Origin of the sequence: Brevibacterium luteolum, from assembly GCF_013004595.1 — a bacterium.
GTDB classification, from domain to species: Bacteria; Actinomycetota; Actinomycetes; order Actinomycetales; family Brevibacteriaceae; genus Brevibacterium; species Brevibacterium luteolum.
The window spans coordinates 1-18589 of the sequence record NZ_JABEMC010000006.1 but is presented as its reverse complement, the minus strand read 5'-3'; the positions used below and the strand labels follow the sequence as shown (position 1 = coordinate 18589).

Genomic DNA, 18589 nt, shown 5'->3' with positions numbered 1-18589 from the left:
GGAGTGAACATGACCGAGCAGCTCAAGCTCGTGTCCCATGTGGACGCAATCAACTGGAACCGTATCCAGGATGATGTCGACCTCGAGGTCTGGGATCGGCTGACAGCCAACTTCTGGCTGCCGGAGAAGGTGCCGCTGTCCAACGACGTGCAGTCGTGGGCAACGCTGACCGAGGATGAGAAGACGCTGACGATGCGCGTCTTCACCGGACTGACCCTGCTCGACACCATCCAGGGCACCGTCGGCGCAGTCTCCCTGCTGCCGGACGCACGCACCCCGCACGAAGAGGCGGTGCTGACGAACATCGCCTTCATGGAGTCGGTGCACGCCAAGTCGTACTCGTCGATCTTCTCGACGCTGGCCAACACCCGCCAGATCGACGACGCCTTCCGGTGGTCGACGGAGAACCAGTCGCTGCAGAAGAAGGCGCAGATCATCCTCAAGTACTACCGTGGGGACGATCCGCTCAAGCGCAAGGTCGCCTCGGTGATCCTGGAGTCCTTCCTCTTCTACTCCGGGTTCTACCTGCCGATGTACTGGTCGAGCCGGGCGAAGCTGACGAACACCGCTGACCTCATCCGCCTCATCATCCGCGACGAGGCCGTGCACGGGTACTACATCGGCTACAAGTACCAGCGCGGAATCGCCGAGGTCGACGACGCCCGCAAGCAGGAGCTCAAGGACTACACCTTCGAGCTGCTCTTCGAGCTCTACGAGAACGAGGTGCAGTACACCCACGATCTCTACGACTCCGTCGGGCTGGCCGAGGACGTCAAGAAGTTCCTGCATTACAATGCCAACAAGGCGCTGATGAACATGGGCTACGAGGCGATGTTCCCGTCATCGGTCACCGACGTGAACCCGGCGATCCTGTCGGCGCTGTCACCGAATGCCGATGAGAACCATGACTTCTTCTCCGGCTCCGGTTCGTCCTACGTCATCGGCAAGGCCGAAAACACCGAAGACGAAGACTGGGATTTCTGATTCCTGGCTCAGCGGCTCACCTCCTCAGCGGGGTGGGCCGCTTTCGTCATTCAGTCCTGAACGGCAAGCTGAGGGCACGCTATCGCGTTACCAACACTTATTCTCTTAAGTGTTGGTAAGATCAGATCATGTCGTCAGCCTCGGACACGGTCGTACCGATCGACCCGGTCTCTTCGGAGACGTTCGGCTGGGTGCCTCGGGCGCCCGGTCTGTACTCCCGTGTTGAGGTTCGACGCCAGACAGGTCCCTATGACGCAACTGTTCCGGCCGCTATCGCCAGCTGGGAACCCCACATGGCCGGTGAGATGACAGCCGACATCGAGGACGCGACCCGGCAGCTCGTCGAATTCGACGCGTACGCACAGAAGCGACTCGGAACAGACAGCCCGGCACTCGGCCCGATGACCGCCATCCTGCTGCGCACCGAATCAGCATCGAGCTCACAGATCGAGCAGCTGACGACATCCGCAAAGCAGCTCGCGCTCGCCGAGATCCACGAAGGAGACAAGACGAACGCCGTCACCGTGCTGGGCAATGTGCACGCGATGGAAACCGCACTCCAGCTTGCAGGCGACATCACAGCCGAGGACATCCTCGGCATGCACGCCGAGCTCATGCGCCATCAGCACGAGTTCGCACCTGTTGATGCGGGACGTTTCCGCGAACAGCAGGTCTGGATCGGACGCGGAGATGCCGGCCCGCGAACTGCGGACTTCGTCGCTCCGCACCACGCACGGGTTCCGGACGCAGTCGAGGACCTTGCGGCATTCATCCGGCGTGAGGATCTGCCTGTGCTCGCTCAGGTGGCAGTCGCACACGCCCAGTTCGAGACCATCCACCCGTTCACGGACGGCAACGGGCGCACCGGACGGGCCTTGGTCCACGCAATGCTGCGCCGGACCGGCTTGGTGACGTCCACTGCCGTTCCGGTCTCAGCTGGCCTGCTGACCGACATCGACCGGTACTTCGCAACCCTCGGTGCCTACCGCCTCGGTGACGCCGGCCCCATCATCCGCGCCTTCACACACGCTGCCCGAACGGCTGCCGTCACAGGTGCAGACCTCGTCGACAACCTGGCAGCCGAACTGGAGAACTCCCGAGCCAAGCTCGCCGGCCTGCGCGCAGATGCCGCCGCCTGGACGATCCTGCCCGTCCTCATCGGACAGCCGGTGGTCAACACCCGTTACATCATGAACCGGCTCGGCCTGGGGGAGATGACTGCGCTGCGCGCCCTGGCCACGCTGACCGAACGCGGAGTGCTGACCGAGATCTCCGGCCGAGCGCGCGGCCGCGTCTGGCAGCACCGCGGCATCCTCGACGTCCTCGACGACTACGCCGCCACCATCTGCCGCATGGCCAGCCGCTGACCCAGCACATATGCCGCCAGCCGCATTCCCCTCACCAGCTGGCGGACACTACCCTGGACAGCGTGCGACCCGAGGAGACGACGAACAGCCCGCGGACAACGGCGACAGATCAGCTGCCGAACGCCCGCGCCGCCGTGCCCGTCATCGTGCTCACCGGCTACCTCGGTGCCGGCAAGACCAGCGTCCTCAACCACCTGCTGCGCCATCCAGCCGCCCGCATCGGTGTCATCGTCAACGACTTCGGCGAGCTCAACGTCGACGCCGGACTCATCAGCGGCCAGGTAGACGAACCGGTCTCGATCTCCGGCGGCTGCATCTGCTGCCTCACCGACGCCGGCGGCATGGAAGACGCCCTCATCGCCATGGCCGCACCCGCGCTCGCCCTCGACGCGATCATTGTCGAAGCCAGCGGATTCGCCGAACCCCTCATCCTCGCCCGCATGATCTCCCGCTGGGGCCGCAGCCGCTTCCGCCTCGGCGGGCTCATCGACGTCATCGACGCCTGCGAGCACTTCACCACCATCGACGACGGCGACCTCCCGCCGGTCCGCTATGCCGCGGTCACCCTTGCGCTGGTGAACAAGCTCGACCTCGTTCCCGAAGCCGAACGCGGTGCCCGTCTTGATCGCATCCGCGACCGGGTGCATGCCCGCAATCCGCGTGCCGCGGTGCTGGGCACAGTGCTCGGCCGCATCGACCCGCACCTGCTCTTCGACGGGGCTCCCGCGCCCGAGGCGGAGGGCACCACAGCAGATCGGTCACCTGACGGCGCAGAGAGTTGGCAGCAGGGGGAGCTGCCGTTGCACGAGCTGTTCATGGATGCTTACACCGCCCGTGACGAGGCGATGCTGGCCGAACTGGACACCCCAGTCCACGACCACATCCATGCACACGCCGTTACCGTCGAAGTCCCCGGCGCTGTCGACGCCGATGCCGTGCTCGACCTGTTGGAGAACCTGCCGGCCGGTGCCTACCGGGCCAAGGGTGTCATCGCTGTGCCGACAGGTCGCGGGACGCGCTCGTATGTGGTTCAGGCTGTCGGCCCGAACGTCTTCGCCGCCGTCTCCGACGGGCCGAGTGAGGGCAGTGCGCTCGTCATCATCGGCGCAGAGTTGGATGAAGAGGCGGCCCGGGAGGCGGCGACTACTGCGCTGACCGAGCTGCCAGCAGATGGCCCGGCGACACCGGGATTGGAGCGGATCCGCTCGCTCATCCGGCTGCACAGCTGAGCGGACTCACTCCTCTTGGAGCATGCCACCGAGCACACCGAGCATCTGGGTGCGTGCCGCACGGCCGCGCTCACCGCGATGCTCGTGGAACACGTCGATGAGATTCTCGATGAGCAGCATGAAAGACGCCCGCGAGGTGTGCAGCAGCTCATCGTGGAAACTATCGCTGTCAGACGGCAGCAGCAGAAGCACGTCGGCAAGATCGGCGACGGGGGAGCCGGCAAACGATGTCAGCGCGATTGCCGTTGCCCCGCTGTCGCGTGCACTGCGCATCGCTTCGACCGTCGAACGGTTGATCCCAGAGCCGGAGATGACAACGCAGACTGAATCTCTGCCGAGCTGGCGGGCGACAATCTGCTGAGCAACCGGGTCGGCGAAGTGCTCGGCTGAACGTCCGGCCGCCGTGAGCCGCAGAACGAGGTCGAGCCCGAGGGGGCTGGAGAGACCATTGGCGACGACGAGCACCCGGTCGGCGTTGTCGACGGCGGTGATGAACTGTTCCACCGCTTCCTCAGTCAGTGCCGAGATCGCATGCGGCAGCTGGGCGGCGAACCGCTGAGTCCGCGCACGAAGCTGGTCGAGTGCAGAGCCACTTGTCACCTCGGCTCCAGCGTGGGCCGAGGAACCGAGCGCGAGCTCTTGTGCGAGAGCGACCCGCAGCTGCGGATACCCGTCATAACCGAGTGTCTGCGCTGTGCGCACGACGGTTGAGCGGCCGACGCCGACCCGGGTCGCGAGTTCCTGCGCGGTGTTCTCGATGCAGGCCGCCGGATCAGCGCGCACCGCTTCGGCGACCTGTCGCTCGGTCGGGTGCAGGGAGGGCGCCAGCGTCATGATGCGCACGCTGGGCAGGGTGTCAGGAGCTCCGTTCCATGCCACGAGGTTTGGCTCCTTCCATGATTCGGCGGCGAATGGCACCGGAAATGGTGTCCATGAGCATCGTCGCCAGGACGACGACGATGAGCAGCATGCCTACAGTGTCCCACTGCCTGTAGTTGGTGTAGTTCGACAGCATGCTGCCGATGCCGCCGGCACCGATGAGACCGAGCACCGCGGAGGTTCTGATGTTGATCTCGAAACGATAGAGCGCAAACGACAGCAGCGATGCCTTCGCAGCTGGCCAGAGTGCCCAGCGAGCCACCTCCGCTGTGGATCCGCCGGCGGCTCGAACCGCTTCAGCGGAGCCGTCCTGCACTGATTCGATCGTTTCGTAGACCCATTTGCCTTGGGTGCCGATGCCGGCGATGCCGAGCGCGAGTGCACCGGTGAACGGCGTCAGGCCGGTGACGGCGAGCAGCAGAAGCGCGATGATCACCTCGGGTACGGCGCGGATGACGGCGAAGAGACCGCGCAGCACGAACCTCAGCCAGGCCGGGCCGATGCCGTGCGCGGCGAGCATGCCGAGCGGGATTGAGATGACCACGCAGATGATCGCCCCGACCCATGCCATGGAGATCGAACGCCACGTCTCTTCGAGCGCACGCGGCAGCTTCTCCCAGTTTGGCGGGCCGAACATGAGCTGCAGGTAGTGCACGACCTGCGCGGGCACCCGGCCCAGATCTGTCCAGTCGATGCGCAGACCGGAAGCAGCGGCAAGGATGATGACGCCGACGATGACGGTGATGATCGTCTGGCGGCCACGGCTGGGGCGTGCCGGTGCCTCCGGCATGGCCGTGTGTGCGGCGGGCTGGCGTGCGGTGGTGGTTGGAGCGCTCATACCAGCCTCCGGCGCAGCAGGTTCGAGATGACTTCGATGATGATGACGACGACGAGGATTTCGAGGATGATCGCCGATACATCGTCATAGCGGAAGAAGGAGCGTCGTTCTTCGATGAGGCGGCCGATGCCGCCTGCGCCGACGAGCCCGAGGATCGCGGAAATGCGGACGTTGAGCTCGAGGACGTAGAGCCATTGATTCGCGAACAGAGGCATCACCTGCGGCAGGGCCGTCAGCCGGTTGATCTGCAGCTGGCTTCCCCCGGCTGCTCGCCCGGCCTCCATGTACCCGTGCTCCGAAGAATCGATGGCCTCGGAGACGAGCTTGACGATGATGCCGATGTCGAAGAGGAAGAGCGTAAGCACACCAGGCAAGGCGCCGGTGCCGACCATGACAACGAGGATTGAGGCGTAGACGAGGTCTGGAATCGAGCGGATGACATTGATGACCGTGCGTACGAACGTGCGCACGGGCCAGGACGGGTTCGTTGGTTTGGCGGCCCACAGGGTCAGTGGCACTGAAACGAGCGCGGCAGCGAAAGCGCCGACGATGGCCATCTGCAGAGTTTCCAGCATCGGGCCGACGGTCCGCGGCAGAAACGCGAAGTTCGGCTGCAGCAGCTGAACGAACTTGTTCCAGCCGTTGCGCCAGTGCTGGACGAAGGCGCCCAGATCGATATCGACCCCGCCGATCGCCGGTGTGCAGGCAAGCACGGTGAATGCGACGAACGCCGCGGCGATGAAGGCTGTCCGAACGTGGTTGCGCGGCTTCGGCGGCACGGTTGGCGTCGAACGCGCTGACGGCGCCGAAGATGCGTTTGCCGGGGCTGTGGCGGGGAGCTGGGAACTCATGGATGCTCTCCCAAAGAGGCGGCGTCGACAGGTTCGTCGCCGAGGGTGTCGCGGGCCTGGATCGGACGATCGTAGATCTCTTCGAACACCGCATCGGTGGCGTCTGCGGTTGGACCGTCGTAGACGATCTCTCCAGCGCGAAGCCCGATCATGCGGGTCGTGTACTGGCGGGCGAGGTCGATCATGTGGATGTTGACGAGCACGGTTAGGTGCCGCTCGGCGTTGATGCCCTGCAGATCGGCCATCACCGCATGCGCGGTGGGCGGATCTAGGCTGGCAACCGGTTCGTCAGCGAGCATCACCTGCGGTTCCTGTGTCAGCGCGCGGGCGATGGCCACCCGCTGCTTCTGCCCACCGGAGAGCGCGCCGGCGCGGCTCCATACCTTCTCCAGCATCCCGACCGAGTCGAGGGCGCGCAGCGCGAGGTCCCGGTCCGCTTGGGTGTGCAGGCCGAACAGGCTGCGATACCACGGCGTATAGGCGAACCGTCCGACAAGTACGTTGTCCATGACGGAGGTGCGCTCGGCGAGATTGAAGCCCTGGAAGATCATGCCGATTCCGCCGCGCGCTCGACGCAGGGCCGAACCGCTGATGGAGGTGATCTCGTGCGGACCGACGTGCACGGTGCCCTCTGATGCGGCGACGAGACCGTTGATCGTGCGGATGAGGGTCGACTTGCCCGATCCGGAAAGACCGACGATCGAGACGATTTCACCGGGAGCAATGCTCATCGACACATTGCGCAGCCCGCGCGTGCCGTTGGGATACGTCACGGAGACGTTGTCGAGTTCGATATGCCACGGTGCGGCGGCCGGATTGCTTCCGGCCGCCGCACGGCCTGCATCAGAGTGCATGCAGAATGCCCTTCTTCAGGTGCCGCGTCTGGGACGGCAGAATGATCACTGCGAGAACTCCTCGAGGATCTCGCCGTAGCGCTGAATCTGGTCTTCTTCCAGCTCAGTGGTCCAGTCGGAGAGGTTGACGAGATCCTGCATGACGGTCTTGGCCTCATCGGAGGAATCCGCGTAGTTGTCCATCAGATCGGTGAGATTCTTCTTGAGGTCCTCTGGCAGATCCTGGGCCACAGCAACTCCGCCGTTGGGAATCATGTCCGAGTAGGCGAAAGCGACCGCCTTATCGCCGATGTCCGGGGTCTCCTGGAGCACCTCTGAGCGGGCGTCCCAGAAGGCGAACCCGACTTCGGCATCTCCGTTGGCCACAGCGATGACGGCGTTGTTGTTGCCCTCGACCGGGATCTGCTCGATATCGGAGTCAGGATTGAGGCCCTGTTCCTTCATCGCAACGACCGGGTACTGGTAGCCCGCTGGCGAGGTGGTGGCCTGGACTGCGACCTTCGCACCCTTGGCCTTCTTGAGAGCTTCGAGACCCTTCGGCCCCTGTCCCGAGGCGGTGGAACCGGCCTCTTCGAGGCCGTTGCAGTACGTCAGCTCGGCATCTGCCGCCTGGTACGTCGCCTTGACCGGCTCGTCTTCGCAGTACTTGTCAGGGTCGTTGGTGACGGCCATCGAGGCATAGGAGGTGGCTCCGAACCGGACGTCGCGAAGGATGAGCTCGGCGTTGTACTGGTTCATGGCGTTGTAGATCGAGCCAGCATCGGTGATGATGACCTGCGCCTGATCCGAGCCGAGGGCTTCGACGGTGGCGGCGTAGTCGTTGGCGACGACTCCGTTGACCTCAATGTCGAGCTCTTCGCTGAGGTACTTCGTCAGCGGGTCGAGGGCTTCAGCAAGATCTTCACCCTGAATGGAGGGGACGAGCGAGATCGTGATGGAGTCGGGGTTGTCGGATGCGCTGGAGGCCGAACCGCAGCCTGCTGCGGTGACGGCAAAGGCGAGTGCTGCGGTGGAAGCGAGCAGAGGACGGATCATGACAGCCTGCTTTCTTTGGTTTGCAGTGGAGTGGAGGAAACTGACGCGGAGTGGGCCCGAGCCCAATTGAGGATTCCATCGCGCAGATCGGCCAGCGAGCTTCCGCGCATGGTGACGGGAGCTGCACTGTCGAACGCGGTCGCCCCGACGAGGGCGGTGTCTGCGCCCATCGCCCAGGCGGGCGCGAGATCGAACTCGACGATGTCGCCGATGGCGAGTACAGGACCGCGCACATAAGCATGCCGGGCGATGTCGACGAGCCCCAGGGGTTTGCCGACGTTGAAGTGCACGGCGTCGAAGCGCTCGCGCACTCCCCAGGAGTCGAGCACCTGATGGATGCTCTGCTCAGGGGCGTTGGTCGCCAGGGTGAGTTCGGCGTGCGGTGCGAGCGCGGCCAGGAAGCCATCGAGGTCCTCGATGGTTCTCACGGGTGCATCGGCGGTGCCGAGCTTCACCCGACTGCGTCGATACGCACCGGACAGCGTGTCCTCATCGACTCCATCAGCTGCAGCCAGCGAGCCGACGATGTCATAACCGTCGCGGTAGGTGCGGTCGCCGGAGTCGAAGTCCGCAAGTGCTTCATCGACGCGCGAGCGAAAATCCGCGCCGGCGAATGCGGCGGCTTCGTCGGCGTAGGCCAGGACAGGGCCATGCCCGATCGCCAGAGTGCCATCGAAGTCGAAGATGATGCTTGCTGCCACGGGGCTCCTTTGGGTTGTACGACCACAGCTGTGGACGTACCGTCCACGATAAATAGACTATGTGAACGGAGCGACCACGGGAAGGTGAATTTGCGGTGACAGTGTCCAAACCGCATAGAAATGCCCCGGCAGACGGAATCAGCCGGGGCAGGTGCAGCACATAGGAGGTGGCGGGTCAGTCCCCGCGCGCCAGCCGGCGAAGCGTCTCCTCCGTGTCATCGCTCACCCCCGCAGCGCCGGCAGAGATCGGACCACCGCGGGACTCTTCGAAGGCCAGGGCGTCGGCAAAGGTCTGTTCCAGCGGTCGGTGTGTCAACCCACGGGCGCGTGCGGCATCAGCGCCGACGGTGCCGATGAAAGGCATGTCCGGGATCTCGGCCCACAGCGGCAGACTCTCTGGCCCCATCCACATGCCCGCGCCGGCATCGGTGAGGAGACCAGCGTCCACGGGCACGAACTCCACCTCCGTGCCGGCCGCCTGCTGTGCGGCGTCAAGCAGCTCTCCGAGGGTGGCTGTGGGGCCGGCGGCATTGAAGATCCCCGTCGTCCGATGCTCAGCGCAGTGGACGATCCAGTCGGCCAGGTCGGTGACGTCGAGCAGGCTGAGGGGGAATCCGATGTCCATCAGAACCACCACCTCGGGCCCGGTGGGATGTGCGAACCGCCACGGGTAGTAACCCGAGCGGCCGGTGTCATCGCCGGCGCCGCCGAGCAGGCCGGGGCGGATGATGAGGTGCTGGGCAGCAAGCCGTTCGACAGCTGCCTCGCAGGCTGACTTCGCGGCACCGTAGTCGGTCATGGATTCGAGCTTGTCGTTGGCCATGGCCGGGTGGATCGGGGCGGTCTCGTCAGGTTCGAAGATGTCGCCGCGCGCGTAGACGCTGGCCGAGGAGATGTAGATCCAGTGCGCGGCGTCGACGGTCCCGAGCGCGTCGCGGACGAATCCCGGGTGGCTCGTCAGGTCGATCGCGACGTCCCAGGTGCGGCCGGCCAGTGGCTTCAGCGCGTCAGCGGAGTCGCGGTCGACGGTGATGAACTCGGCGGCCTTGTCCACGGGAGTCGTGCCGCGGCAGGCACACGTGACGTGATGACCGGCGTCGGTGAAAGCGGTGACGAGCTGACGGCCGAGCATGCCGTTGCCGCCGAAGAGAAGCACTGAGAGACTCATGCCCTCACGCTAGGGCTCGGGGCGACCAGTCACAATGCCGATCCGCTGTCAGCAGAAGGCGGGAGGCGATAGAGCGGATCAAAGCGGTACCGGTCGAAGCTTCCTTCTCGCGGACGGGTTGAACGAGGGATATCCACAGATTTGTCCGATGCGTTGCGGTGCAGGTTTGGGAAAGTACCGTTTTGGAGTATGGGGCGATACTGGAAGAGGCATCCGCAGAAGGAGCTCGAAGCGCTGCTGGGAGAGTTTCATGAAGCAAACTGGAAGATCGTTGACCCGCGGAAGAAGTACTATAAGGTGAAGTGCCCCTGCGGCAAGCACATTCGAACCATCCACCTCTCGCCGAGTAATCCGAACTACGTCAGGGACACACTTGGGTGGTTGTACAGACAGCCTTGCTATCCCTGGGAGGAGGGCACATGAGTCAGCAACAGAGCGTCATGGTAGTTTCCGAGATCGAGTTCCGCGTCTCCATCAGTGGCGATACTGATCTGGAATCAGTCTTCGATGCCCTCGCCGATGAGCTTGCGTCGTTGGAGGACGCGACAATGGGTCTGCTCGATTCGACCGTCTCCATGGACGCGAACGAAAGTCTCATTGCCGCCACCGTCACGACCGAAGGTGACACTTTCGAAGCGGCGGCTCAGACAGCCGACTCCGCAGTTCGGGCAGCCGTGCACGCGGCCGGCGGCGCGACGCCGGGCTGGAACGCCATCACCGTCAGAGACACCTCAGAGCTCGTCTCGAACTCGTGAATGAGCAAAGCGCCTCGCACTGAACACAGTGCGGGGCGCTTCGTCGTTCAACAGGTGCGGGTGGTTCTCACCGTCCGGTCCAGCGCGGCGCGCGCTTCTCGGCGAATGCCGTGGCGCCTTCGCGGGCATCGTCGGATTCCATGACCGGGTCGCTGATGGCAGCCTGGCGAGTGAACTTCTCACCGGCCGGCCAGCCGGGGCTGTCGCTGATGATCTGCTTCGAGGCGCGCACAGCCAGCGGCCCGTTCGCGGCGATCCGCTCAGCCAGCGCGAGCGCTCCGTCGAGTGCCTGGCCCTCAGGCACCAAGGCGTTGACGAAGCCGTGCTTCTCACCGAAGGCCGCCGGGTAGATGTCACCGGTGAGCGCCATCTCCATCGCCACCGCCCGGTGGGTGCGCTCCGGCAGAGTCACGAGACCACCGGCTGCAGCGACCAGGCCGCGCTTGACCTCTGGGATGCCGAACTTCGCCGACTCCGAGGCGACGACGAGATCGCAGGCGAGCATCGTCTCGAACCCACCGGCCAGCGCGTAGCCTTCGACCGCGGCGATGAGGGGCTTGGCAGGTGGTGCCTCGGTCAGCGCCAGGAACCCGCGGCCGGGCAGGCCGGGCAGCTCACCGCGCACGAATCCCTTGAGATCCATCCCGGAGCAGAACGTTCCGCCGGCACCGGTGAGCACGGCGACGCTGAGGCTGTCGTCCGCATCGAAATCGTCGATGATCCCGGCCATGAGCCGGACCATCTCGGCGGTCGCTGCGTTCTTCGCCTCGGGCCGGTTGAGGGTGATGACGAGGACGCCGCCGCGGACCTCGGTGAGCACCGCGGGCTGCTCGGTCATGATCCGGCCCCGAGGGTGGCGAGAATGTCGGCCTTGGCAGCCTCGTACTCATCGGCCAAGCGGGCGACGAGCTCACCGGCGGGCAAGGACTCATCGATCGTGCCGATGCCCTGGCCGGAGCCCCAGATGTCGCGCCAGGCCTTCGACTTCTCCGAGCCGCCGGAGCCGAAGTTCATCTTCGAGGGGTCGGATTCGGGCAGGTTGTCCGGGTCGAGGCCGGCGGCTTCGATGCTGCCGCGCAGGTAGTTGCCGTGCACACCGGTGAAGAGGTTGGTGTAGACGATGTCGCTGGCCGTGGAGTCGACGATCATCTGCCGGTAGCCGTCGGTCACCTGCGCCTCCGGGGTCGAGAGGAACGCCGAGCCGACATAGGCGAAGTCGGCACCGGCCGCCTGGGCGGCGAGGACCGACCGGCCGTGGGCGAGAGCTCCGGAGAGTGCGATCGGGCCGTCGAACCAGGCGCGGACCTCGTTGAGGAAGGCGAACGGCGAGAGCATTCCGGCATGTCCGCCGGCGCCGGCGGCGACGAGGATGAGCCCGTCGGCGCCCTTCTCGATCGCTTTGTGCGCGAAGCCGTTGTGGATGACGTCATGGAGCACGATGCCGCCGTAGGAGTGCACGGCGTCATTGACCTCGGTGCGCGCGCCCAGCGAGGTGATGACGATCGGCACCTGGTGCTTGACGATCGTCTCCAGGTCGGCCTCGATGCGGTTGTTCGACCGGTGCACGATGAGGTTCGCGGCCACCGCGCCGACCGGCTTGTCCGGGTTCGCTTTGGCGAAGGCCGCATTGGATTCTTCGATCTCGTGCAGCCACTCGTCGAGCAGCTCGGCCGGGCGCGCGTTGAGCGTGGGGAACGCGCCGATGACACCGGCCTGGCACTGCGCGGTGACGAGCTGGGGGCCGGAGGCGATGAACATCGGCGATGCGATGACCGGCAGCCGCAGGGGACGGGTGAGGACCTCGGGAAGAGCCATGTTTCTCCTCGGAAATATCGGGGTGACCGAACGATTGTTAAGCACTGTCGCCCACTACTGTAACCCACACCACGCGCAAGGCGGCGGCCACCCGTTCAGGTGACCGCCGCCTCGGGCGCGGTTGCCGGCTGAAGCCGGCGGGACCGATCAGGTGTCGGTGAAGTTCGGGTCGCGCTTCTCGACAAAGGCGGCCATGCCCTCAGACTGGTCGTTGGTCGCCAGCGAGGAGTGGAACAGACGGCGCTCGAAGAGCAGACCCTGCTGCAGCGTCGTCTCGAAGGAAGCGTTGACGGCCTCCTTGACCATCGCCGAGGCGATGCGCGACTTGCTAGCGATCGTCGCGGCGATCTTGCGGGCCTCGTCCATGAGCTCGTCGTGCGGGACGACGCGGGCCACAAGCCCGGAGCGCTCGGCTTCCTCGGCGTCCATCATCCGGCCGGTCAGGCACAGGTCCATCGCCTTGGCCTTGCCGATCGCCCGGGTCAGGCGCTGGGAGCCGCCCATGCCCGGCAGCACGCCGAGGTTGATCTCCGGCTGACCGAACTTCGCCTTCTCCGAGGCGATGAGGATGTCGCACATCATCGCGACCTCGCAGCCGCCGCCGAGCGCGAAGCCGTTGACGGCAGCGATCGTCGGCTTGCGCACCGAGGTCAGGCGGCTCCAGCCGGCGAAGAAGTCGGTCTTGAAGGCGGTGGCGAAGTCGAGCTCGGCCATCTGCTTGATGTCGGCACCGGCGGCGAAGGCGCGGTCGGTGCCGGTGATGATGATCGCCTTGACGGAATCATCGGCATCGAACTGCTCGGCGGCGGTGGCGATGTCCTCGAGCACCTGCTGGTTGAGCGCGTTGAGCGCCTTCGGGCGGTTGATCGTGATGACGGCGATGCCGTCGGCGGATTCGGTGAGGATCGTCTCGAAGTCGGTCATGAGAAAACCTTCCTGTCCTGTTCGGTGTTGAGGATCGCGTCGACCTCGGCCTGCTCGACCTCGCCGAGGGTGGCCGGGTTCCACCGCGGGTTGCGGTCCTTGTCGATGACCTGGGCGCGGATGCCCTCGCGCAGATCCGGGCGGGCGGCGATCTCGGTGCCGGCGCGCAGATCGCGTTCGAGGACCTCCTGCAGGGTCATCGTCTTGGCGGTGCGGATCATCTCGAAGGTCACCGCCAGCGACTGCGGCGACTTCGACTTGATGACCTCGGCGGTCTTCGCGGCATCCTCATCGCCGTGGGCGAGCAGGGCTGCGATGATCGCCTCGACGGAGTCGTGGGCGAAGCAGGTGTTGATCCACGCCTCGGCTTCGGCCAGCTCATTGGCCGGCGCGTCTGCCGCGAAGGTCGCCAGGGTCTCGACGGCCTTCGTGCCGTCGGCCTCGAGGGCTGCGACGAGCTCGTCGACCTTGTCCTGGGGGACGAAGGTGTCGGCCAGCCCATAGGCCAGTGCCGCACCCGGTCCGATCGGCAGGCCGGTCAGGCCCATGTACATGCCGATCTCACCCGGGGTCTGGGCGAGCAGGTGGGTGCCGCCGATGTCGGGGAACAGGCCGATGCCGGTCTCGGGCATGCCGAGCTTCGTCGTCTCGGTCACCACGCGGTGCGAGCCGTGGACGGACACGCCGACGCCGCCGCCCATCGTGATGCCGTGCATGATCGCGATGTAGGGCTTGGGGTAGTTGGCGATGTCGAAGTTCATCCGGTACTCCTCAGCCCAGAAGTCCTGGGATTCGGAGGTGCCGGCGACCAGATCCTGGTAGATCGCCTTGATGTCGCCGCCGGCGCACAGGCCGCGGTCGCCGCGGCCGGTGATGAGCACAGCGGCCACCGCGTCATCGTCGCGCCATTCGTTGAGCGCGTTGTCGATGGAGGCGACCATGTCGCGGCCGAGGGCGTTGATCGCCTTGGCCTTGTTCAGCTCGATGCGGCCGAGGCCGTTCACCACGCGTGTGATGACGAGCGCGTCGTCAGATGACGTCATTTATCCCACTCCTGTGCTCTTGCGGGAGATGATGACCCGCATGATCTCGTTCGTGCCTTCGAGGATCTGATGGACGCGCAGATCGCGCACCAACTTCTCGATCCCATACTCGTTGAGATAACCGTATCCGCCAAACAGCTGCAGGGCGTCGTTGGCGACCTCGAAGCCGGCGTCGGTGGCCGCCAGCTTCGCCATCGCCGCCAGCAGCGAGGTGTTGGGGTCCCCGGCATCGTAGGCGGCCGCTGCGCGGCGCAGCAGCGAGCGGGCGCCTTCGAGCTTGGTCTGCATATCGGCCAGGCGGAAGCGCAGTGCCTGGAAGCCGTTGAGCTCGGTGCCGAAGGCCTGCCGCTCACCCATGTAGGTGATGGCCTTCTCAAGTGCCGACTGCCCGCCGCCGAGCGAGCAGGCGCCGATGTTGAGGCGGCCGCCGTCGAGGCCGGACATCGCGATCTTGAAGCCCTCGCCTTCTTCGCCGAGGCGGTTCTCGACGGGGACCTGCACGTTCTCCATGAACACCTGGCGGGTCGGCTGGGCGTTCCAGCCCATCTTGATCTCATTGGGCCCGAAGTCGAAGCCCTCGGTGCCCTTCTCGACGATGAACGTCGAGATGCCCCGCGATCCCTCCTGGCCGGTGCGGGCCATGACGAGGTAGATCTCCGAGGTGCCGGCACCGGAGATGAACTGCTTGACGCCGTTGAGCACGTAGTGGTCGCCGTCGAGGCGGGCGGTGGTGCGCAGGGCTGCGGCGTCGGAGCCGGCGTTGGGTTCGGTCAGGCAGTAGGAGCCGAGCTTCTCGAAGGCCACGAGCGGCTGGAGGTACTTCTCCTTCTGCTCCTCATTGCCGTACTTGTCGACCATCCACGCGACCATGTTGTGGATGGAGATGTAGGAGGCCAACGACGGGCAGCCGGTCGACAGGGCCTCGAAGATGAGCGCGGCATCGAGCCGGCCGAGGCCCACGCCGCCGGATTCCTCGGAGACGTAGATGCCGCCCATGCCGAGCTCGGCAGACTTCTGGATGACGTCGACGGGGAAGTGCTTGTTGGCATCCCAGTCAAGAGCGTGCGGAGCGATCTCGGCATCGGCGAAATCGCGGCACATATTGGACAGTTCGATCTGGTCGTCGGTCAGCCCGAAAGTCAGAGCGGACGCGGTTGAGCGTGCCATCGTGGCTCCTTCTGCTGTGGGTCGTGCCGTGCACCAGCGGGTGTGCGGCAGCCGCGGAATGCACGACCGGTCTGTGTCCAGGGTAGTGAAGATTACTTGGACGTCCAACTAATTCTGCTTTGGCACCATTGTGCCATCCGCCCCGAGGCGGTGGTCACCCAGGTGCTGCGGACTGGGGTCTGGCAGGTGGTGGCGGTAGGCTGTCGGTGCGACCGCGGTCACCCTGCCGCAGTCTGCCGGCCCACTCGATCCCCAGAGACATCCCCGGAAGGTCATCCCCATGGTCTCCTCGCAGACTCTCAGCCTCGCCCACCGGCGGGCAGCCGCCGCCTGGGCTGCCGACTGCGCCGCGCGTGTGCTGCCCTTGTTCGAGGCCGAGACATCCGATGAGCGGATTCGCGATGCGATCGAGCGCGCCTACGCCTTCAGTCGCGGCGAGCTCGGGGCCGCCGGTCAGATCCAGTGCCGCGTCGACGCCGTGCGCGCGGCCAGCTCCGCGAGTTCACCGGCGGGGGCGGCTGCAGCCCGGGCTGCAGCGCAGGCAGCTGCGGTGGCGCATATGGGAGCCCACGCCCTCGGTGCTGCCGCTTATGCGGCACAGGCCGCCGGGCTTGCACTGCCGGCCGATCCCGAGGCAGTCGATGACGAGGTGCGCTGGCAGCTCGGCGTCTTGACACCCCATGCCCGCACTGCGCTGCGTCAGCTGCCGCGGCTGGGCACCGACGACGGCGGGCCGCTGGGCTCCGGGCTGCTGACGACCGGCGTGCGCGGTCAGGTCATCTCCATCATCCAGGCCTACGCCTGCGCGCATTGATGCGCCCGATGAGGGGCATCAGTCCCGGGCGGAGCCGTCGAGACCAGCGCGCAGAGCGCTGAGCTCACCGAGCAGCCGGCTGACATCGGCTGGTGCGAGACCGGGCTGTTCGAACACGTCCCGGTTGAGGTCGGCAGTCGCCTCGGTCACGAGCTGACGGCCGGCCTCAGTGATCTCGACGAGCGTCGTGCGCCCGTCGGCCGGATGCGGGCGGCGGGCGACCAGGCCGGCGGCCTCCAGTCTGTCGACCGAGTTCGTCGTCGAGGTCGCGTGCACCTGAAGGCGCTTGGTGATCTTGTTCATCGGCAGGCTGCCGCGACGGGTGAAGGACAGCAGAGCAAGCACTTCATAGCGGGAGAAGGTCAGCCCCAGCGGCCGCAGCGTCTGATCGACCCGGGCGAGCAGCAGCTGGTGGGCGCGCATGATGGAGATGACGAGCGTCATGCCGTCGGCAGCGTCGGTCCAGCCATGGGCAAGCCACTGCCTGCGCGATTCGTCGATCGGGTCGAACTCCCGTTCCACGTCGTTCCTCCTGCTGGATCTGCTCACCTGCGAACACTTGGCACCAGCATACTGACGTGGCACGATCAACATATGTGCGGACGACTGAACATGGCGACCGATCCACACGACATCGTCGGTGAGCTCGGCATCGATGTCGTCGACTACACGTTCGCGCCTCGGTACAACGTCCCTCCTGGCGCCGCCCTGCCGATCGTCGCCGAACGGGTCGAGGACACAGGAGAGGTCATCCGCCGGCTGGAGACCGCCCGCTGGGGACTCGTGCCCGGCTGGGCGAAAGAGGAGAAGATCGGCTTCAAGGCCTTCAACGCCCGCGGTGAGACCGTGCACGAGAAGCCGATGTTCCGTCATGCTTTCGCCTCCCAGCGCTGCATCATCCCAGTCACCGGCTACTACGAATGGGAGAAGACCGAGACCGGCAAGCAGCCGTGGCTCATGCAGGCTCAGACCGAGCGGCCCCTCTATATGGCCGGGCTCTTCGAGTTCCGGCGCCGCCCTGACCTCGACGGACAGGTCGTGACAGACCCGGCGATCAAGAACGGATGGCTCGTCTCGACCACGATCATCACCTGCCCCTCGACAGGGCACCTGGCCGATGTGCATGACCGCATGCCGGTGATGGCCGAGCCCGAGGCCCTCGGTGACTGGCTGGATCCATCGCATGAGCGCGAAGGCGCGCGCACGGTTCTCGACGGCCTCATCGCAGGCTTCGACCCAGCATCGGTTGGACGCGTCAAAGTCGGAGCAGCGGTCGGAAACGTGAGAAACCAAGATCCTGAGGTCGCGCAACCTGTCGAATGACACCCGCCCGGCAGGCGCAAATGGCGTCAGCAAGCCGATCGTGGCGGTGTATCCGCAGCCTGCGGCCACTCCTGTGACGAAGGGCACAGCGTTCGGAGTTGCATCGGCGCTTCGCAGGGGTCTAAGTTAGTACTCGTTGCCCAGCGCGACGGACGCAAGTCCAAGTGCTCTGACCAGGCAAAACGCTTGGAAAGACGGGTAACTCTGCTCCATGTCGGAGGGGATGGAAACATCACCCGGAAGACGGACCAACAGGCAGGTGAGCGAGACCGCAGACAGCGACTTGCACATCGGGTCGCAGATCGTCTAGAGTAGAAAACCGCCCGCCTCGCAGGGCGGCTGCGGAAACGCAGCGAAAGCGGGGCCACCCACACGAACTTCAAAACCCGGCCGAGTGTCGAGTTGGCAAAGTCTGAGTGGGAGGTAAGATAGAGAAGTTGCCTCGATGAGGCCGGCGCAAGCCAGGCGGAGTCGATGAGCGTCTGTTCTTTGAGAACTCAATAGCGTGTTTGTTTTTTTTTGTGATGCCAGAATGTTTTTGTTTCTGGTTGAAGCAAGGATGTAATGACATTTGATGACCATTTTTGGTTTGTCTCTTGTCTTTTTCTTTGATTTCGGCTGGGATTGTTTTTCATATTTTTATGGAGAGTTTGATCCTGGCTCAGGACGAACGCTGGCGGCGTGCTTAACACATGCAAGTCGAACGCTGAAGCGCCCAGCTTGCTGGGTGTGGATGAGTGGCGAACGGGTGAGTAACACGTGAGTAACCTGCCCCTGACTTCGGGATAAGCCTGGGAAACTGGGTCTAATACCGGATATGACTACTGGCCGCATGGTCTGGT

Annotated in this window: 19 protein-coding genes and 1 rRNA gene; 7 read left to right on the top strand and 13 right to left on the bottom strand. The window is 65.1% G+C overall.

Annotated elements, in window-relative coordinates; all coding sequences use genetic code 11:
* Positions 1-9: 9 nt before the first annotated feature.
* The 3 genes from nrdF to HLA91_RS10000 all read left to right on the top strand — a co-directional run bounded on the left by nrdF (position 10) and on the right by HLA91_RS10000 (position 3580).
* Positions 10-984, top strand: a complete 975-nt coding sequence (gene nrdF / locus HLA91_RS10010) for a class 1b ribonucleoside-diphosphate reductase subunit beta (RefSeq protein WP_102162939.1) — start codon at positions 10-12, stop codon at positions 982-984.
* Positions 985-1112: 128 nt separating this feature from the next.
* A complete protein-coding gene (locus HLA91_RS14090; RefSeq protein ID WP_102162938.1) occupies positions 1113-2351 on the top strand; it encodes a Fic family protein in 1239 nt (412 codons plus the stop codon).
* A gap of 62 nt (positions 2352-2413) precedes the next feature.
* Positions 2414-3580 carry a GTP-binding protein gene (locus HLA91_RS10000; protein WP_204514207.1) on the top strand — a complete coding sequence of 389 codons (1167 nt, stop codon included), beginning with the start codon at positions 2414-2416 and terminating at the stop codon, positions 3578-3580.
* A gap of 6 nt (positions 3581-3586) precedes the next feature.
* Here HLA91_RS10000 and HLA91_RS09995 read toward each other — a convergent pair whose 3' ends face one another.
* The 7 genes from HLA91_RS09995 to HLA91_RS09965 all read right to left on the bottom strand — a co-directional run bounded on the left by HLA91_RS09995 (position 3587) and on the right by HLA91_RS09965 (position 9906).
* A complete protein-coding gene (locus HLA91_RS09995; RefSeq protein WP_257995218.1) occupies positions 3587-4459 on the bottom strand; it encodes a MurR/RpiR family transcriptional regulator in 873 nt (290 codons plus the stop codon).
* On the bottom strand, positions 4437-5297 hold the full coding sequence (gene phnE / locus HLA91_RS09990; protein ID WP_239557070.1) for a phosphonate ABC transporter, permease protein PhnE: 861 nt from the start codon (positions 5295-5297) through the stop codon (positions 4437-4439). The genes HLA91_RS09995 and phnE (HLA91_RS09990) overlap by 23 nt, the downstream gene beginning before the upstream one ends.
* Positions 5294-6148 (bottom strand): phosphonate ABC transporter, permease protein PhnE, encoded by an 855-nt coding sequence (gene phnE, locus HLA91_RS09985; RefSeq protein WP_102162937.1) that lies wholly within the window; start codon positions 6146-6148, stop codon positions 5294-5296. The genes phnE (HLA91_RS09990) and phnE (HLA91_RS09985) overlap by 4 nt, the downstream gene beginning before the upstream one ends.
* On the bottom strand, positions 6145-7002 hold the full coding sequence (phnC, locus tag HLA91_RS09980) for a phosphonate ABC transporter ATP-binding protein (protein WP_102162936.1): 858 nt from the start codon (positions 7000-7002) through the stop codon (positions 6145-6147). Before phnC ends, phnE (HLA91_RS09985) begins: the two co-directional genes overlap by 4 nt.
* 45 nt (positions 7003-7047) lie before the next feature.
* Entirely contained in the window at positions 7048-8037 is a 990-nt protein-coding gene (locus HLA91_RS09975) for a PhnD/SsuA/transferrin family substrate-binding protein (protein ID WP_102162935.1), read from the bottom strand.
* Positions 8034-8738, bottom strand: a complete 705-nt coding sequence (locus HLA91_RS09970) for an HAD family hydrolase (protein WP_102162934.1) — start codon at positions 8736-8738, stop codon at positions 8034-8036. Before HLA91_RS09970 ends, HLA91_RS09975 begins: the two co-directional genes overlap by 4 nt.
* Before the next feature lie 175 nt (positions 8739-8913).
* Positions 8914-9906: an NAD-dependent epimerase/dehydratase family protein gene (locus HLA91_RS09965; RefSeq protein ID WP_170274554.1), complete on the bottom strand. Its 993-nt coding sequence runs from the start codon at positions 9904-9906 to the stop codon at positions 8914-8916.
* 419 nt (positions 9907-10325) lie between these two features.
* Between HLA91_RS09965 and HLA91_RS09960 the strand changes: the two genes are divergently transcribed.
* Entirely contained in the window at positions 10326-10661 is a 336-nt protein-coding gene (locus HLA91_RS09960; RefSeq protein ID WP_102162932.1) for a hypothetical protein, read from the top strand.
* 67 nt (positions 10662-10728) lie between these two features.
* Here the strand turns inward: HLA91_RS09960 and HLA91_RS09955 are convergent, their stop codons facing one another.
* The 5 genes from HLA91_RS09955 to HLA91_RS09935 all read right to left on the bottom strand — a co-directional run bounded on the left by HLA91_RS09955 (position 10729) and on the right by HLA91_RS09935 (position 15610).
* Entirely contained in the window at positions 10729-11499 is a 771-nt protein-coding gene (locus HLA91_RS09955; RefSeq protein WP_170274553.1) for a crotonase/enoyl-CoA hydratase family protein, read from the bottom strand.
* Positions 11496-12476, bottom strand: coding sequence for an NAD(P)H-dependent flavin oxidoreductase (locus tag HLA91_RS09950; protein ID WP_170274552.1), 981 nt, complete (start codon positions 12474-12476; stop codon positions 11496-11498). Before HLA91_RS09950 ends, HLA91_RS09955 begins: the two co-directional genes overlap by 4 nt.
* A gap of 147 nt (positions 12477-12623) precedes the next feature.
* Positions 12624-13400, bottom strand: coding sequence for an enoyl-CoA hydratase (locus HLA91_RS09945; protein WP_102162929.1), 777 nt, complete (start codon positions 13398-13400; stop codon positions 12624-12626).
* Positions 13397-14443 (bottom strand): enoyl-CoA hydratase/isomerase family protein, encoded by a 1047-nt coding sequence (locus HLA91_RS09940; RefSeq protein ID WP_170274551.1) that lies wholly within the window; start codon positions 14441-14443, stop codon positions 13397-13399. The genes HLA91_RS09945 and HLA91_RS09940 overlap by 4 nt, the downstream gene beginning before the upstream one ends.
* Positions 14444-15610 carry an acyl-CoA dehydrogenase family protein gene (locus HLA91_RS09935; RefSeq protein WP_170274550.1) on the bottom strand — a complete coding sequence of 389 codons (1167 nt, stop codon included), beginning with the start codon at positions 15608-15610 and terminating at the stop codon, positions 14444-14446.
* Positions 15611-15890: 280 nt separating this feature from the next.
* Here HLA91_RS09935 and HLA91_RS09930 point away from each other — a divergent pair, with 280 nt between their 5' ends.
* Positions 15891-16424, top strand: coding sequence for a putative immunity protein (locus HLA91_RS09930; protein WP_170274549.1), 534 nt, complete (start codon positions 15891-15893; stop codon positions 16422-16424).
* An 18-nt stretch (positions 16425-16442) separates the two neighbouring features.
* On the opposite strand, the gene HLA91_RS09925 is transcribed toward HLA91_RS09930, so the two are convergent.
* Positions 16443-16946, bottom strand: coding sequence for a MarR family winged helix-turn-helix transcriptional regulator (locus tag HLA91_RS09925; protein ID WP_170274548.1), 504 nt, complete (start codon positions 16944-16946; stop codon positions 16443-16445).
* A 72-nt stretch (positions 16947-17018) separates the two neighbouring features.
* On the opposite strand from HLA91_RS09925, the gene HLA91_RS09920 reads away from it, so the two are divergent.
* Both HLA91_RS09920 and HLA91_RS09915 read left to right on the top strand, forming a co-directional pair.
* Positions 17019-17747 carry an SOS response-associated peptidase gene (locus HLA91_RS09920; RefSeq protein WP_170274547.1) on the top strand — a complete coding sequence of 243 codons (729 nt, stop codon included), beginning with the start codon at positions 17019-17021 and terminating at the stop codon, positions 17745-17747.
* 638 nt (positions 17748-18385) lie between these two features.
* Positions 18386-18589 (top strand): 16S ribosomal RNA (locus tag HLA91_RS09915); the annotation flags it as partial.